Genomic DNA, 14,394 nt, shown 5'->3' with positions numbered 1-14,394 from the left:
TGTTCTCGTCGTCGAGCCCGGGGGGGCATGTGGGAACGGAACCGGGGGGCCGGCCGATGGCCGGCGGCGCGCACCGGCAGACAGTGATCTTCGATCTCGACGGCGTGCTCGTCGACAGCTTCGGCGTGATGAGGCAGGCGTTCACGATCGCCTATGCGGAGGTCGTCGGTCCCGGCGAGCCGCCGTTCGAGGAGTACAACCGCCACCTTGGCCGCTACTTCCCGGACATCATGCGGATCATGAACCTGCCGCTGGCGATGGAGGAGCCGTTCGTGCGCGAGAGCTACCGGCTCGCCCGCGAGGTGGTTCTCTTCGACGGCGTGGAGGAGATGCTGCGCCGGCTGCGCGCCTGTGGTCACGGGCTGGCGGTCGCCACCGGGAAGTCCGGCCCGCGGGCCCGCCACCTGCTCGGAGAGCTCGGCGTGCTGTCGTTGTTCGATCACGTCATCGGCTCCGACGAGATCCCGCGGCCGAAGCCCGCCCCGGACATCGTGCTGCGCGCGCTCGACCTGCTGGGAGCGGCGCCGGGCGAGGCGATGATGCTCGGTGACGCGGTCGCGGACATCGACAGCGCCCGCGCCGCCGGCGTCATGGCGGTCGCCGCGCTGTGGGGCGAGACGGACGGCGTCGAGCTGCTCGCGGCCCGCCCGGACGCCGTGCTGCACCGTCCCGCGGAGCTGCTGGCGCTGCTCGGCGACGCCGGTGCCGGCGGGGATCTGCCGGCCGGACCGCCGACGATGGCGACCGCGGCTCGCGGGGCCGGGAGTCTGCTCGCGCGCGACTGACCCGTCGACGAGCGGGTCCGGTCAGGACGCCTGGCGTGCCAGCAGGATCGCGCCCGACAGGGACGACAGGCCGCCGAGCGTCGCGGCCCGCACCGGCGCGGGCGGATGACCCGGGCGGCCGAGCTCGCGGGCCCGCTCGTCGACGGCCTGGGCGAACCCGGGCAGTCCATCGGCGAAACCGCCGCCGACCACCGCCATCGCCGGATGGAGCAGCTCGGTCAACCCGACCACGGCGACGGCGGCCGCCTGCGCGCTTTCCCGCACCGCCCGCACCGCCCAGCCGGTCCCCGCGAGCCAGGCCGCGCGTAGCTCGGCGAAGGTCACCTCCGCGCGAGCCACCGCTGGGCTGTCCCCGCCGCGGTACCGGGCCGCCCGGCGCAGGGTGGCGGGGCCGCTGGCCGTGGCCTGCACGCAGCCCTGCCGCCCGCAGGTGCACGGCGGGCCCTCCGTGGAGATCACCAGATGTCCGATCTCGGCCGAGCCGCGGCCGGGCCGCGGGCAGGGCCGGCCGTCCAGCACGATCCCGCCGCCGACACCCGTGCCGAGGCCGAGGTACACCAGGTCCGGGCAGCCGACCGCGTGCGCCTCCGCGAGCGCGGCGAGGTCACCGTCGTCCGCGCAGGCGACGGCCGCTCCCGGCACGAGGTCCCGCAGCGCGTCGGCCAGTGCCAGTCCCGTCCAGCTCGGCCGACCCGGCCAGGTCGTCACCCGGCCGGCAGCGTCGAGGGTCGCGGGTATCGCGACCCCGACCGCGGCCACCGACCCGGCCCACCTCACCCGCAGCGCGGCGACGTGGGTGACAAGATCGTCGAGGTCTTGCGTGGCACTCGCCGACGGTGCCCAGCGGAACGTCGCTTCGACCGGCGAGCCTGTGCCGTCGGGAGCGTCGACGCCGCCAGGGACGTCGACCTGGACCGACCCCCCGGCGGTGGTGGGGCCCGCGGCGGTGGTGGGGGTGGCGGTGGTGGGGGTGGCGGTGTGGGCCGGTTCGATGCGCAGCGCGACCTTGGTCCCGCCGATGTCGATGCCCAGGACGCCGGGCGTCACCGGCGGGGCGAGGGTGTGCATGCGGAGCCTCCCGGGCCCGTCAGGCGCGGTCCGCCGGGCCGAGTTGGAAGAACGACCGGTACAGGTCGAGCTGGTGGGCGAGCATGTGGATGCCCGGATGGGTCGGCAGTCCGAGTGCCCCGGCCGCGTCCAGCAGCCGGGTCCGCGGCGGCTTCATGATGATGTCGGCGACGACGCACCCCGCCGGCAGCGCGTCCGGCGGGAAGGGCAGCGGGTCGCCGGGGCGCAGGCCGAGCGGGGTGGCGTTCACCGCAAGGTCCGCGTCTCCCAGCGCCGGTTCGGCCGCGGCGACGGCCCGGCCCGGCCAGTGCTCGTCCAGTCTGGCGAGCAGGTCCGCGCACTTCGCCCGGTCCGGATCGTAGACCGACAACGGCCCGCAGCCGGCGTCGAGCAGCGCGACCGCGATGGCGCTGCCGGCCCCGCCGGCCCCCATGAGCGCGACCCGCGTACCGCGCACGGGATGGCCGGCGGCGGTCAGCCCGCCCACGAACCCGGCCCCGTCGAAGTTGTCGGCCAGCCAACCGCCGCCGGGCAGCCGGCGCAGCACGTTGGCGCTGCCGCTGATCCGCGCGGCGGGGCTGTGCTCGGTGGCCAGGGCACAGGCGGCGACCTTGTGCGGGATCGTGACGAGAACGCCGTCGAGGTTCCCGGTGGCCGCGAGCCCGCGCAGGACGGTGGCGAAGTCCGCCGGTCGGGCATGCACCGGGACGAGGACGGCGTCGATCGCGAGCCGGGCGAACAGCGGGTTGAGCAGCGACGGCGCCTGCACCTGGGCGACCGGGTCGCCAATGACGGCGTACAGCCGGGTGGTGCCGCTCACCGGCAGCGTCGTCGGGGTCGTCGTCGTCGGGGTCGGGGCCGGGGCCGGGGTCGTCGGGGCCGGTGGGGCCGGTGGGGCCGGTGGGGCCGGTGGGGTTGCCGGAGGTGCCTGGGGCGCGATCACGAGGGTCGGCGACGGCGAGGCCGGCGACGTCACGCCGGGTCCTCGCGGGGCATCGCGGCGAGCGCCGCCAGCACCAGCTTCTCGTCGACGTCGGGCACGAGTTCCGGGCCGTCCGCGCCGTCGAGGACGAAGGTCAGCCCGGTGTTCGTCGACTTCTTGTCCAGCCGCATCACGGCGACGAGCTCGGCGGGCTCCACCCCTGCGGGCAGGGTGGCGGGCAGACCGTAGCCCCGCACGACGTCGAGGTGTTCGCGGACCCGCTCGGGCCCGATCCGGCCGAGCGCCCCGGCGAGCCGGCCGGCGAACACGGTGCCGACGGCGACGGCCTCGCCGTGGCGTAGCGCGTAGTCGGTGGTGCGTTCCAGGGCGTGGCCGAGGGTGTGCCCGTAGTTGAGGATGTGGCGCAGGTGCGAGTCCCGCTCGTCGCGGGCGACGACCCCGGCCTTGAGCGCCACGCTGGCCGCGATCTGCTCGGCGACCGGCCGGCCGAGCAGCCCGGGCGCCCCGATGAAGTGGGCTCGCGCGATCTCGCCGTAGCCGTTGATCCATTCCCGGCGGGGCAGGGTCGTCAGGTAGTCGGTGTCGCAGAGGACGGCGCTGGGCTGCCAGTAGGCGCCGACCAGGTTCTTGCCGGCGGGCAGGTTCACCGCGGTCTTCCCGCCGACGCTCGCGTCGACCTGGGCGAGCAGCGAGGTCGGCAGGTGCACGACGGCGACGCCGCGGTGGTAGAGCGCGGCGGCGAGCCCCACGACGTCGGTGGTCGTCCCGCCGCCGCAGGAGATGACGATGTCCGAGCGGGTCAGCCCGAAGTCCGCGAACCGGCTGCACAGTGCCTCGACGTTGGCGAGCGTCTTGTCCGCCTCGCCGTCGCGGGCGGGCAGCCGCAGCGCCGGCACGCCCGGGTCGGGCACGGCGTCGAGGGGCCGGGCGGACACGATGACGGCCCGCCTCGCTCCGACGCGGGCCACGACGTCGGGCAGGGTCCGGCGGACGCCGGCGCCGATGTCGACCGGGTAGCTGCGCGGGCCGAGTTCCACCGGGACGCGCCGGTGGTCGGCGGCGATCCGCTCGATCGGGCTGATCGGCAGGGTTGCAGGCATGCCCGTCACGTTTCGTCTCCGGATCCGCGAGGTGTCGTGGCTGTCCGCCGTGCTCCCCGATGGTCCGCCGCGGCGTCTGTGCCCCAGTCTGCCGAAGTGCGGTCCGGACGCCCCACCCGGGGCACCCGACCCGAAGATCCCGTTGTGTTCGGTCGACGCGGCGGGGCCCGGTCGGGGCCCGGTGTCCGCCACATGCCGGCCGGCTCGTGCACCGTGCACGCAGAGTAAGGTCGAGCGGTGAGATCAGAGGACGGCGCCAGGCTTGCCGCCGCGCTGGGGATGCTGCTCGCGCGGCCGACCCGGATGCGGCTGTTCGGAGACCTGCTGGCCGCGGGCGATGTGAACCTGGACGAGGCGACCTATCCCGTGCTCAGCGGTCTGGCGCGGACGGGCCCCACAACGGCGCGCAAGCTCAGCACGGAGATCGGCATCGACCGGTCGGTGGTGAGCCGGCACAGCGACCGACTCGAGGCGCTCGGGCTGCTGCGTCGCTCGGCCGATCCCGACGACGCCCGCGCCACCCGGCTCACCCTGACCGACGAGGGGCACGCCGCCATCGAGCGGCTGCGTGGCCGGCTGGCGGGCGCGTTCCAGCGCAGGCTCGACGCCTGGCCGGCCGAGGATGCCCGCGCCTTCGTCGCGGGTATGGAGCGTTTCGTCGAGGAGAACCTGGCCGAGCGGGGCCGCTAGCCGGATTCACCGATGGCTGCGGGCGGTGGCGACCTATGTCACGGTCGGTGGCGCTTTCGGGTGGCGGACGCTTCCGCGCGGCGCGCCTTTCGCGAGGATCTGGGACACCGGCGGGATTCTGCGTCAGGCTCTGTGGCCAGGGGCCGGTGCTCCGACCGCAGATCCGTCGAGAAACCCGGATAGTTCGTAAACGAGGAGTCCGTGATGACCAAACCGACCCCTGTGACCAGCGCCGATTCCGGATCGGTTCCAACGGGAACGCCCGCGGGCGCGCCGGGCACGGTGCCGGGCGGGTGGACTGCAGCGCAGGTCGGGGATGGTCAAGGGCGCTCCACGCCGGCGCCGGAGGGGCCGGAACAGGCCGGGACCATTTCCTCTGGTCCCGATGGCACCCCACACGTTCCGTACCCGGACAATGGCCGGGCCCAAGCGGAATACGGCGCGTCGGCGGCGCCGGAGGAGGCGGAGCTGCCCGGCGCCCGCGCGCTGTGGATCCTCGCGTTCACCTTCGCCGCGCTCGGGCTGTTCTTCCCGCTCGCTGGGCTGATCGCGATCGGCTGCGGGGCGATGGCCTGGCGAAAGGGCAGCGGGCGAGGCAAGATCGCAACCTTCGTCGCGATCGCGACGACCCTGGTCGGGCTGATCCTCACGATCGTCGTCGTCACCACCTGACCGCGACTGGGGCGCCGCGGGGCGGGTGTCGGCCGGTCCGGCGGGCGAACCTCCTCGTCGGCAGCCTCTGACGGGGGCGGCGGTCTGTAACCGCTCGGCGGTGTGTAACCGACCGGCGTTCTGAAACCGCGCGGCGGTCTGTAACGAACCGCCGGAGTGTAACCGTTCGGCGGTCTGTAACCGACCGGCGGACTGTAACGGGATCGGCGGTCTGTAACCGCTCGGCGGTGTGTAACCGACCGGCGGGCCTTTTCGTCGGCCGGCGTCGTCCCGGCCGGCGGAACGTTCTTTCCCGGCGCCCAATGCGCGGTCGGGAACGCGGCGCGGCCCGTCGGCCGACCGCCGCGGCGCGTTTCGCGGGATCCATCGACGGCACGTACTGCGGAATTGTCTGCGCCCGGCGGGACCCTCGCCCGGCGGCGCCTCGATGGCACAGGTGAGGCCGCCCAGCTCGGGGGGTGCCGGGCGGCCTCTGGGCCGATGATGACATTCAACGGGTCGCCGGCACAAGTCCACCGGGATCGCGCCACGGCGTGCCGGCGGTCAGGCGGGCCAGGATGAACCGCTTTGGACCAGGTCGACCAGCAGGCCGGAGCCGGCGTCCAGGTAGGCCTCGGCCGGATGCCGCGCATCCGGCCTGACCTGCTCGACCCTGGCCCCGGCGGCGACCGAGACGCGAAGCTGGGCCGCCACGTCGTCGACCAGGTAGCCGATGGCGAAGACGCCCTCGCCGCGCCGGTCGAGGATCTCCCGCGCCGCCCACGGCTGGTGGCCGGGTGCAATCAGCTCGACCAGGCCGGCGCCAAGCCGCCCGATCGCGACACGGGCGCCGTCGAGCGCGACGGGTCGGCCGCGGTGCACCGCGGCCCCGCACAGCGCCCGCGTGTGCCAGGAGTCGATGCCGAGCGAGACGGTGTAGAGCTCGCGGGCGAGCTCCAGATCCGCCACCACGATGGCGAAGTGATGGAACGTCAGCCCCGCCAGCACCGCCTCGACGGCGCCGACGCCGGTGAACCGCGCACCGGCCGGCGGGGGATCCACGGCGCCGTGACGTGCGGGAATGACCCCGGCCTGCATCCAGGCCTGGGGGTGAAAGACCGATTCGGTTGTCACGACGCCCCTCCCACGTCCCGCCGGTATCGGGGGAGCGCGACCGGATCGTACCGTCGCCGTCGCGACCTGCGTTCCACCGTCGTCCCGCGACAGCGCCGTTCCGTCCGAGAGCGCCGTCCGACAGCGCCCGTAACGTCCGGCAGTGTCGCCCTAGCCGGCAGTGTCGCCTCGGTCGGCAGCCAGGCACGATGATGCATCCCATGCCGACCTTCATCGAGAAGCCGACCGTCGTCGAGGCCGCCGGGAACCTTCCAAAGATCATTCGTGAGTACGTGGGCGGGGTGAACACCGACACGCGGAGCCTGAGCATCGCGCACATGTCGAGTCCGGGCGGCTGGGCCGAGCCGGGTCAGCGGCCGGAGTTCGACGAATACACGATCGTTCTGCGCGGCTCGGTGACGGTGGAGCACGCCGACGGGATCATCGAGGTCGCGGCCGGTCAGGCGGTGCACACCGCCGCCGGGGAGTGGGTCCGATACAGCACGCGCGGGGAGGACGGCGCGGACTACATCTCGGTGTGCCTGCCGGCCTTCCTCCCGGAGACCGTCCACCGGGACGAGGGCGAGTAGGCGAACGTTTGTTGCATATGCAACAATTGTCGTACCGTTGGCGGATGAGTGGACCCGTCCTGCCCGTCGACGTCGCCCCCGTGCCGGCGGAACCGCCGGTGCCGAGCCCGCCATCGAGCCCGCCGTCGGGAGCGGAGCGGGCCTCGGCGCTCGGGTCGGAGCTGGCGGTCGGGCCGGAGCTGGCGATCATCGAAGGGCGGACCGCCGACGTGGGCGGCATCCCGGTGCGGCGGGTCCTGCCCCGCCGGGTCCGCCGGACCATCGGCGCCTGGTGCTTCGTCGACCATCTGGGCCCGATGACGATCTCCCCGTCGAACCCGGTGGCCGTCGGGCCGCATCCGCACATCGGGCTGGCCACCGTCACCTGGTTGCTGAGCGGTCGCCAGGTGCATCGGGACAGCCTCGGCTCCGAGCAGGTCCTGCGTTCGGGTGAACTCAACCTGATGAGCGCCGGGCACGGGGTCACCCACGCGGAGGAGTCCGAGGATCACCGGGGTGAACTGCACGGCGTGCAGCTGTGGGTGGCGCAGCCCGAGCACACCCGGCACGGCCCGCCCGCCTTCGCCCATCACGCCGATCTGCCCGTCGCCCGGTTCGGGGCGGCCGAGGCGACGGTGCTGCTCGGCGAGCTCGACGGCAACGCCTCCCCGGCGCGTACCGACACCCCGCTCGTCGGCGCCGACCTCGCGTTGCGACCCGGCGGCGCCGTCCTGCCACTGCGGCGCGACTTCGAGCACGGGCTGGTGGTCCTGGCCGGGTCGGTGCAGGTCGGCGCGCAGGTCCTGGGCCCCGGCCGGCTGGGCTACCTGGGCGTCGGGCACGACGAACTGCCGCTGCGCGCCGGCGAGGGCGCCCGCGCGCTGCTGCTCGGCGGGGAGCCGTTCGCCGACCGGCTGGTCATGTGGTGGAACTTCGTCGCCCGCTCCCGGGCCGAGATCGACGCCGCCCGCGCCGACTGGCAGGCTGGCGCGGACCGGTTCGGCGCCGTGACGACCATCGCCCAACGGATCCCCGCGCCCGAGCCCCCCTGGGCAGCCGGCTGACCCCGGGGGTCGGTGGGTGGTGTCCCCGCCTCCACATCGAACCTGGATCGAGAAGCGCAGCCAAGCCCATCCGGTCAGAGGCGAATGCGTGGGCTAGTCGGAGGTCCGGCTCCGGCGGGCGCCCAGACCCTGGACGACGAAGCCCAGTCCGATGCCGAGCAGCCAGACGTCCTTGGCGATGGGCAGCCCCTGCTGCGTCGGCCAGATCGTGCCCTCCTCGTGCATGCCCTCCGTGCGGGCGTAGAGCCGAGCAGCCCACCGGAGAAGGCGGACAGGCCGAGCCCGGCGAGCGCGGTCGGGACGACGAGCGCCGTACCGAGCGCAATCTCGGCGCCGGCGAGCACCTTCGTGAAGGTCACCGGTCGAGCTTCGCCAGGAACGGGTATGTGTTCGCCGCCATGCCGTGCAGCCCCTCGGCGGTGGCCCGGTCGGCCTTCCACTTGCCCAGACCCGAGTGCAGGATGAACGCGCCGGCCGCGGCGCGGCCGGGAACGTCACGTGCCTTGAGGGGCAGTCCCATGGCGGGCAACCTTCCGTCGGGCGGCGCTTCGTCGGCTGGCCGCTGGGCGCCGGACGGCTCGCGCCGCCGGCGTGTCGTCCCAAACGTAACGTCGCCCGCGGCCGGGGGGCGAGCGGGACTGCCCGACGCCAGCCCGCCCGGGCCCAGGGGTGTCAGAAGACGGCCGGTTGCGGCTTCCCGCCCGTGCGAGTCAGCAGCTCGTCGAGGTCGTAGTCGTACCAGCGCCGCAGCGGCGTCGGGGAGTCGGTCCGACCCCACTCGTACATCCGGCGCTGGGCCTCGAAGGAGCCGTCGTGCCAGCGTCGCAGCACATCGCCGAGCCGCAGCGGCGCGGGCAGGAAGTCGGCTCCGCCGAGCAGGCCGGCGAGCCGCTCGACGGCGGCCGCCGGGGCCAGCCGGCCGGCTTCCACGTCGACCATCACCGCGCTCAGGGAGTCGAAGAACGGCTGGAACTCCGGCAGGTCCGGGCAGAAGGTGCCCAGGTGCGGGGCGTCGAGCAGCCGGTCGAACAGGGCCCGGTCACCCTTCTCGAGATAGCCGAAGTAGGTCCCGACGATCCTCGCGATGCCCATGTTCCAGCCGAGGAACCACACCTTCGACCAGGCCCGCCACAGGTCGAAGTCCCGGAAGGAGACGTACGAGCCGTGCACGAGCTTGTCGTTGACGTCGAGGATCGTCTGGTTGAGCGTGTCGATGTGGCCGAACCGCTCGGCGGAGAAGTCGTCGTCGTCGAGCGCGGCCAGCAGGGTCGGCGTGAAGGCGTAGATCACCTGCATGGTGTTGGCCATGCCGCGGGAGAACAGCGCGTCGATGGCCCCGGCGGCGTGGCTCATCATCGCCCAGCGGTCGCCGACCGTGCGGGTGCTGGAGTACTGGGTGCGCCCGGTGGAGACCCACTCCCAGGCGGGCCGGGCACCGGCGAACTGGCGGGCCACGCTGGGGAAGCGGTCGAGGTAGGCGGCCCACTCCTGCTCGGCGGTGCGCCCCGGCTCCTTCGGGAAGCGGCCGGCGTCCAGGTTGAGCCCGACGCTGCACAGCGGGTTGGTGGCCTTGCGGTGGTTGTCGAACGGGATGACCCACAGCCAGCCGCCGTCGAAGATGTGGTGCAGGGTGCCCTGGTGCCACAGCGACGGCTGACCGCTGGGGGTCGTCACGTCGTCGAACGGGGTGACGCCGACCATGTGGGTGAACAGCGTCCGGGAGTTGGTCCGGAACCGGCAGGGCTCCTCACGCAGGGCGAACTGGTTCGCGAGCACCGAGTTGCGGCCCGAGGCGTCCACGACGTACCGGACCCGCAGCGTCTCGCCGGACTTCGTCGTCAGGGTCGCCGCGTCGGCGGTGAACTCGACGCGCTCCACCATGGTCCGCTGGCGGGGGTCCGCTCCGTAGCGGACCGCGGAGTAGAAGAGGTAGGAGTCGATGTCCTGGCGGTGCATGTGCATTTCGGGGCCGTTCGGGAACTCCGAGACGCTGCACTGGGTGACTTCCTCGGGGTTCTGCACCTGCCCGTCCCGGTGGTACACGAAGCCGAAGTTGCGCTTGACGCCGCAGGCCGAGGTGACGTGCGAGCGCACCCCCTCGAAGCTGCTCACGTGGCCGAGCTCGGGTACGTCGAAACGCTCGGCGAGCAGCTTCAGCAGGTATGTCGTCTCTCCGATCGTCGACTCGCCGAGCGCGAACCGTGGGTGGGTGCCGCTGTCGACGAGGACCACGCTGTGACCGTGCCGGGCGAGGATGTTGGCCAGTGTCGAGCCGGCGATGCCGCTACCGAGGATGGCAACCGAATAGTCGTACCCGCTCATTACGAGACTCCCTGTAGGCCGCTACACGAAGTGGGCCGGCTGCGTCCGTCCTCTCGCAGAGATCACAATCGTCGCAACCGGTGCACAAATAACACCTAACCAGCTCGACGGATCATGGTTGTAGTAAACGTTGCATCAACGCCAATGCGTAAGCGACCATCCCGAATCTGAGCTTTTACCTATATGTCGGAAACTTCCCTCTTGGGCGGAATTTCTGACGGACGGCCTGGGGTATCGACGGCTGGTGACCTGCGCGGACGGGCGCCGGTCGCGTCGACGCCGGCTCGCATCGTGAACCACGTGTTTCCCAACCATTGTCGAGGTAATGCCGGTGCGCGCACCGGCCGAACACGGATGATCGGATCTTGCTAGGGGTCGGATCTTGCTAGTGGTCGGCCAACCGGCCGACGCTCGTGCCCCGCGTCGTTCTCGCGGCCCTCCGGGTGGGGCTGCGGGTCCGCGTCCGAGCGGACCTCGATGAGCCGGACCGACCGCCAGTTGACCAGCATCGTCCGGCCGTCCGCGAGGTGGAGCTGCTCGACCTCGCAGCGGAAGACCGCCTGGGCGACCCGCCTGCGCAGTTCGTCCGGATCGGTGCCCACCGGCAGGAGGTAGGGCTGCCCGTCGATCACGATCTGCACTGCCACGGCCCAACACTCGCACGCCTGTTCGATCCATGCAACGCCGGTGGCCCGGACGGGTCATGCGCTCGTCCGGCGGGCACGGCCCGGCCGTGAGAGGAGCTTGGCCCGTGCGGGGCAGCCAGGGGCCGGGGCGGTGACCGGTAGGGAAGAACCATTCTGGTATCAGGTGGAGGCATTCGTCCGGTCGGAGACGCGCGTCGGGCGCACGATCGTCGTCGTGGTCCCCCGCCGGTGGCGCGCCGGCCGGCGACGACGCGATGGTCCGAGAGGGGCATGCCGGGCGTGCCGGGCGTGCGGGACGTGCGGGACGTGCAGGCGTGAGGGGGTGCGCGGGCGTGACGGGTTCGCGGATGTGAGAGGGCGGGTGGATATGGCCGGGAACATGAGCCACGTCAGCGAGGCCGCCGCGGTCGCCCCCCGATCACCGCTGGCCAGGGTCTTCGACGACGCGCTGGTCACCGCGGGCTCCCGCGCCGACGTGGGTGAGCGGGTCGCGGCCTTCGTCGACCTGGCTCGGCGCTACCAGGAGCCGGGTCGGCACTACCACACCCTGCGGCACGTCGCGGAGATGTCCGCCGCGCTGCGGGTGCTGCTCGCCGCCGAGCGCCGGCCGCCCGCGGAGCGTGCCGCGCACGTCTGCGTGCTCGCCGTGTACTTCCACGACGCCGTCTATGAACCACGGCTGGCGGACAACGAGCAGCGGTCCGCCGAGCTGGCGATCGACATGCTCGCGCGACTGGGCTGCCCCGGGGGGATCGGGACGGCGGTTGCCCGGCTGGTCCTCGCCACGGCCTCGCACCGCTCGACCCACGACGACGAGGCCCTCGTCAACGACGCCGACCTGCGGGTCCTGGCGCGACCACCGGCCGCCTACGACCGCTACGTGCGCCGGGTCCGCCGGGAATACGGCTGGGTGGGCGAACGCGCCTGGCGCGAGGGACGGGCGCCGCTCCTGCGCGGCCTGCTGGACGGTCCGCTCTATGCGACCGCGTGGGCGCGGCGGAACTGGGAGCCGCTGGCCCGCCTCAACCTGGCCCGGGAGCTGCACGCCCTCGGCTGAGCCGGCCGCCCTACCGCCCGGGTGCCGGGCGGCCTCGGTCGGGTTGGCGGGCGCCGGCCGGCGGCGGGTGGCGTCGGGCCCACGCCGTCGCGACGACACTCGCCAGCAGCAGCCCGCTGACAATCGGACCGATACTGAACTCGGTGGGCGTGGGCTCCAGGCCGGGCCAGGCCACCGCGAACAGCGCGAGGGAACCGGCCGCCCCCGTCCCGGTCGCGGCCAGCCGGTACCGGCGTGCGATGGGCAGCCCGGCGAGCCCGGCCCCGCCGACGGCGTGGCCCAGCACGGCGGCGGCCAGCAGGACCCCGCTGACCGTCCAGACCGCCCAGAGAGGCAGCCACCCGAGCAGCTCCGTCTCCCCGTCCCAGCCGTAGCGCTCGTCCGGCGTGCCGGTCGGGGCGCCGGGCCAGACCAGCAGATGGACCAGCCCGTAGCAGAGGAGGACCGACCCACCGGCCGCGCCGGCGAGCCGGCGCCCGGCGTCGGCGACGGCGGGGATGTCGCGCAACCGGGTGCGGCTCACGGCGCCCGCCGATCCGCTACGGCGGTGGGCGGGATCGCCATGGACTCGACGGTCACCATGTCCGCCGCCGCGACGGAGCCGCCCGCCACCGCCGGGACGCCACCTGCCATCGCCGACCCGCCCACCATCGCCGACCCGCCCGCCACCGCCGGGACACCACTCGCCATCGCCGACCCGCCCACCACCGTCGACCCGTCCTTTGCCGCCGACCCGCCGACCGTGACGACGGTGTCGGCCGCCGCCGTGCTGTGCGGCTCGGTGGGGGCGTCGGTGAGCATGGCGGCGCCGGCCTCGGTCGCCGCCGCGAGCACGGCGGCGGCGAGCACCGGATCGAGCTCCGCCGGCACCGTCCGCAGGTCGAGCAGGCAGCAGCCCTGCTCGACGCGCCCCAGGACGGCCGGTTCGCCATGGCGCAGCGGCGCCGCGATCATCGCGTCCAGTGCGACGGCGGCGCTGGGCAGCTCGGCCCCGACGCACCCGAACCCCCGCGCGCCGCAGGCCGCTCGCCCGGCGGCCTGATCAACTCCGGCGGCGTACCCACGCCGGCATCCGCAGGCGTTGGTGTCCACCGCCGCGCCGATGCCGCCGTCGATGAGCGCGCGGCTGGCGACGGCGGACGCCGCGATCCCGGCGCGGCGCAGCCAGGCCGCGAGTGTCTCGGCGCGGGCGGCAAGGCGTTCCGGCCGGGCGCGCAGGGCCTGCCGGACCGGCGAGTCGGGGTGGCGCAGGGTCGCCTCCAGCGCGGCGAGGGTGAGCTTGCCGGCGCGCAGCGCCCGGGACATCGGATGGCGGCGCATCCGGTCGATCAGGTCGGCGCGGCCGAGGAGAAGACCGCACTGCGGGCCGCCGAGCAGTTTGTCGCCGCTGGTCGTGACCACGCCGACCCCCCAGCCGAGCCAGCTCGAGACGTCGGGCTCGGCGAGCAACGGCTCCGGATGGAGCAGGCCCGAGCCGCAGTCGCCGACGAGCGGCACCTCGAAGTCGGCGCAGAGGGCGGCCAGATCACTGATGGCGGGGCTGTCCGTGAACCCGATCACCTGGTAGCTGGCCGTGTGCACGCGCAGCACCAGGCCGGTGTCGGGGCCGATGGCGTCCGCGTAGTCGCCGAGCGTGGTGCGGTTGGTCGTGCCGACCTCGCGCATCCGCGCGCCGGCGGCGACCAGCAGCTCCGGCAGCCGGAAGCCGTCGGTCGTCTCGACGAGCTCCCCCCGGCTGATCACCACCTCACGCCGCCCGGCGAGCGCGGCCACCGCGAGAGCGAGGCCCGCCGCGTTGTTGTTGACGACGTGCACGCCCGCCGCCGCCGGCACCGCCGCGGCGAGGGCGGCCAGAGCAGTGCGTCCCCGGCGGTCGCGGCGGCCGGTGCGCAGGTCCAGCTCGAGATCGGTGGTGCCGGCGGCGAGATCCACCGCGGCGCGCGCGGCCGCGGACAGTGGGGCCCGGCCGAGCGCGCCGTGCAGGATCACCCCGGTGGCGTTGATCACGGGGCGTAGTCCCGTCGCCGTGCGGGCGAGCGTCATCGGCGCCGGCACCGGGCCGTCCCCGGCGCGGTACGCGAGGGGAACCGCGTCGTCCATCACTCCACGTGAAGTTAGTGCTTCTTTCCGAGATTTTCACGGAGGCCACCACCGATGGATGGTGTCCTTTCGTGTTCCCGTGCCTCGTTTCACGTCAGGACGGAGTCAGGGTGGATCGAGGTGAATGCCGGCGATCCGCGCAGCCTGTACTGTCTCCCCCGAAGGGGAGTAGCCCCGCCGAGCGGCCTGTCTCCGGTGCGCACGGCCTGGGACGACGGACGTGTCCGTCGCCAGGCCGGGCCGGGTGCGGCGTCCGAGCGGTCCGGTCGTCGACATACTGGCGCC

16 protein-coding genes are annotated in these 14,394 nt (G+C 73.6%); 6 read left to right on the top strand and 10 right to left on the bottom strand.

The annotated features are described in order from the left end of the window. The first annotated feature begins 56 nt into the window (after positions 1-56). Positions 57-785: an HAD-IA family hydrolase gene (locus AC5R91_RS15980; protein WP_495397979.1), complete on the top strand. Its 729-nt coding sequence runs from the start codon at positions 57-59 to the stop codon at positions 783-785. Positions 786-806: 21 nt separating this feature from the next. On the opposite strand, the gene AC5R91_RS15975 is transcribed toward AC5R91_RS15980, so the two are convergent. The 3 genes from AC5R91_RS15975 to AC5R91_RS15965 all read right to left on the bottom strand — a co-directional run bounded on the left by AC5R91_RS15975 (position 807) and on the right by AC5R91_RS15965 (position 3,896). After that, complete coding sequence (locus AC5R91_RS15975) at positions 807-1,853, bottom strand: ROK family protein (protein WP_495392166.1); 1,047 nt, start codon at positions 1,851-1,853, stop codon at positions 807-809. Between the two features lie 19 nt (positions 1,854-1,872). Next, entirely contained in the window at positions 1,873-2,673 is an 801-nt protein-coding gene (locus AC5R91_RS15970; RefSeq protein WP_495392165.1) for a shikimate dehydrogenase family protein, read from the bottom strand. Between the two features lie 152 nt (positions 2,674-2,825). Continuing rightward, entirely contained in the window at positions 2,826-3,896 is a 1,071-nt protein-coding gene (locus tag AC5R91_RS15965; protein WP_495392164.1) for a 3-dehydroquinate synthase family protein, read from the bottom strand. A gap of 237 nt (positions 3,897-4,133) precedes the next feature. Here AC5R91_RS15965 and AC5R91_RS15960 point away from each other — a divergent pair, with 237 nt between their 5' ends. Both AC5R91_RS15960 and AC5R91_RS15955 read left to right on the top strand, forming a co-directional pair. After that, a complete protein-coding gene (locus tag AC5R91_RS15960) occupies positions 4,134-4,586 on the top strand; it encodes a MarR family winged helix-turn-helix transcriptional regulator (RefSeq protein ID WP_495392163.1) in 453 nt (150 codons plus the stop codon). 204 nt (positions 4,587-4,790) lie between these two features. Then, on the top strand, positions 4,791-5,258 hold the full coding sequence (locus AC5R91_RS15955) for a hypothetical protein (RefSeq protein WP_495392162.1): 468 nt from the start codon (positions 4,791-4,793) through the stop codon (positions 5,256-5,258). A 543-nt stretch (positions 5,259-5,801) separates the two neighbouring features. Here the strand turns inward: AC5R91_RS15955 and AC5R91_RS15950 are convergent. Continuing rightward, positions 5,802-6,371 carry a VOC family protein gene (locus tag AC5R91_RS15950; RefSeq protein ID WP_495392161.1) on the bottom strand — a complete coding sequence of 190 codons (570 nt, stop codon included), beginning with the start codon at positions 6,369-6,371 and terminating at the stop codon, positions 5,802-5,804. A gap of 200 nt (positions 6,372-6,571) precedes the next feature. On the opposite strand from AC5R91_RS15950, the gene AC5R91_RS15945 reads away from it, so the two are divergent. Beyond that, complete coding sequence (locus tag AC5R91_RS15945) at positions 6,572-6,940, top strand: cupin domain-containing protein (RefSeq protein WP_495392160.1); 369 nt, start codon at positions 6,572-6,574, stop codon at positions 6,938-6,940. Positions 6,941-6,984: 44 nt separating this feature from the next. After that, positions 6,985-7,983, top strand: coding sequence for a pirin family protein (locus AC5R91_RS15940; RefSeq protein ID WP_495392159.1), 999 nt, complete (start codon positions 6,985-6,987; stop codon positions 7,981-7,983). A gap of 93 nt (positions 7,984-8,076) precedes the next feature. Here the strand turns inward: AC5R91_RS15940 and AC5R91_RS15935 are convergent, their stop codons facing one another. The 4 genes from AC5R91_RS15935 to AC5R91_RS15920 form a co-directional block, all read right to left on the bottom strand. Beyond that, positions 8,077-8,208 (bottom strand): hypothetical protein, encoded by a 132-nt coding sequence (locus tag AC5R91_RS15935; protein WP_495392158.1) that lies wholly within the window; start codon positions 8,206-8,208, stop codon positions 8,077-8,079. Between the two features lie 130 nt (positions 8,209-8,338). After that, the gene (locus tag AC5R91_RS15930; protein WP_495392157.1) at positions 8,339-8,503 is read right to left on the bottom strand and encodes a hypothetical protein; all 165 of its coding nucleotides are present in this window, start codon (positions 8,501-8,503) and stop codon (positions 8,339-8,341) included. Positions 8,504-8,655: 152 nt separating this feature from the next. Beyond that, positions 8,656-10,305 (bottom strand): NAD(P)/FAD-dependent oxidoreductase, encoded by a 1,650-nt coding sequence (locus tag AC5R91_RS15925; RefSeq protein ID WP_495392156.1) that lies wholly within the window; start codon positions 10,303-10,305, stop codon positions 8,656-8,658. Between the two features lie 368 nt (positions 10,306-10,673). Beyond that, positions 10,674-10,952, bottom strand: coding sequence for a hypothetical protein (locus tag AC5R91_RS15920; protein WP_495392155.1), 279 nt, complete (start codon positions 10,950-10,952; stop codon positions 10,674-10,676). A gap of 379 nt (positions 10,953-11,331) precedes the next feature. Between AC5R91_RS15920 and AC5R91_RS15915 the strand changes: the two genes are divergently transcribed. After that, a complete protein-coding gene (locus AC5R91_RS15915; protein WP_495392154.1) occupies positions 11,332-12,009 on the top strand; it encodes an HD domain-containing protein in 678 nt (225 codons plus the stop codon). 10 nt (positions 12,010-12,019) lie between these two features. Here the strand turns inward: AC5R91_RS15915 and AC5R91_RS15910 are convergent, their stop codons facing one another. Beyond that, the gene (locus AC5R91_RS15910) at positions 12,020-12,532 is read right to left on the bottom strand and encodes a hypothetical protein (protein ID WP_495392153.1); all 513 of its coding nucleotides are present in this window, start codon (positions 12,530-12,532) and stop codon (positions 12,020-12,022) included. Next, the gene (gene selA / locus AC5R91_RS15905; protein ID WP_495392152.1) at positions 12,529-14,109 is read right to left on the bottom strand and encodes an L-seryl-tRNA(Sec) selenium transferase; all 1,581 of its coding nucleotides are present in this window, start codon (positions 14,107-14,109) and stop codon (positions 12,529-12,531) included. Before selA ends, AC5R91_RS15910 begins: the two co-directional genes overlap by 4 nt. Positions 14,110-14,394: the final 285 nt, after the last annotated feature.

It is taken from the genome of Frankia sp. BMG5.60 (assembly GCF_059428125.1).
Note: the sequence above shows the minus strand (reverse complement) of the source record. Positions and strands in the feature narration are given on the sequence as shown.

Coding starts and splice junctions, on each gene's coding strand:
- AC5R91_RS15980 (WP_495397979.1), top strand. CDS start 57: ATGGCCGGCGGCGCGCACCGGCAGACAGTGATCTTCGATCTCGACGGC.
- AC5R91_RS15975 (WP_495392166.1), bottom strand. CDS start 1,853: ATGCACACCCTCGCCCCGCCGGTGACGCCCGGCGTCCTGGGCATCGAC.
- AC5R91_RS15965 (WP_495392164.1), bottom strand. CDS start 3,896: ATGCCTGCAACCCTGCCGATCAGCCCGATCGAGCGGATCGCCGCCGAC.
- AC5R91_RS15955 (WP_495392162.1), top strand. CDS start 4,791: ATGACCAAACCGACCCCTGTGACCAGCGCCGATTCCGGATCGGTTCCA.
- AC5R91_RS15945 (WP_495392160.1), top strand. CDS start 6,572: ATGCCGACCTTCATCGAGAAGCCGACCGTCGTCGAGGCCGCCGGGAAC.
- AC5R91_RS15940 (WP_495392159.1), top strand. CDS start 6,985: ATGAGTGGACCCGTCCTGCCCGTCGACGTCGCCCCCGTGCCGGCGGAA.
- AC5R91_RS15935 (WP_495392158.1), bottom strand. CDS start 8,208: ATGCACGAGGAGGGCACGATCTGGCCGACGCAGCAGGGGCTGCCCATC.
- AC5R91_RS15930 (WP_495392157.1), bottom strand. CDS start 8,503: ATGGGACTGCCCCTCAAGGCACGTGACGTTCCCGGCCGCGCCGCGGCC.
- AC5R91_RS15925 (WP_495392156.1), bottom strand. CDS start 10,305: ATGAGCGGGTACGACTATTCGGTTGCCATCCTCGGTAGCGGCATCGCC.
- AC5R91_RS15915 (WP_495392154.1), top strand. CDS start 11,332: ATGAGCCACGTCAGCGAGGCCGCCGCGGTCGCCCCCCGATCACCGCTG.
- selA (WP_495392152.1), bottom strand. CDS start 14,109: ATGGACGACGCGGTTCCCCTCGCGTACCGCGCCGGGGACGGCCCGGTG.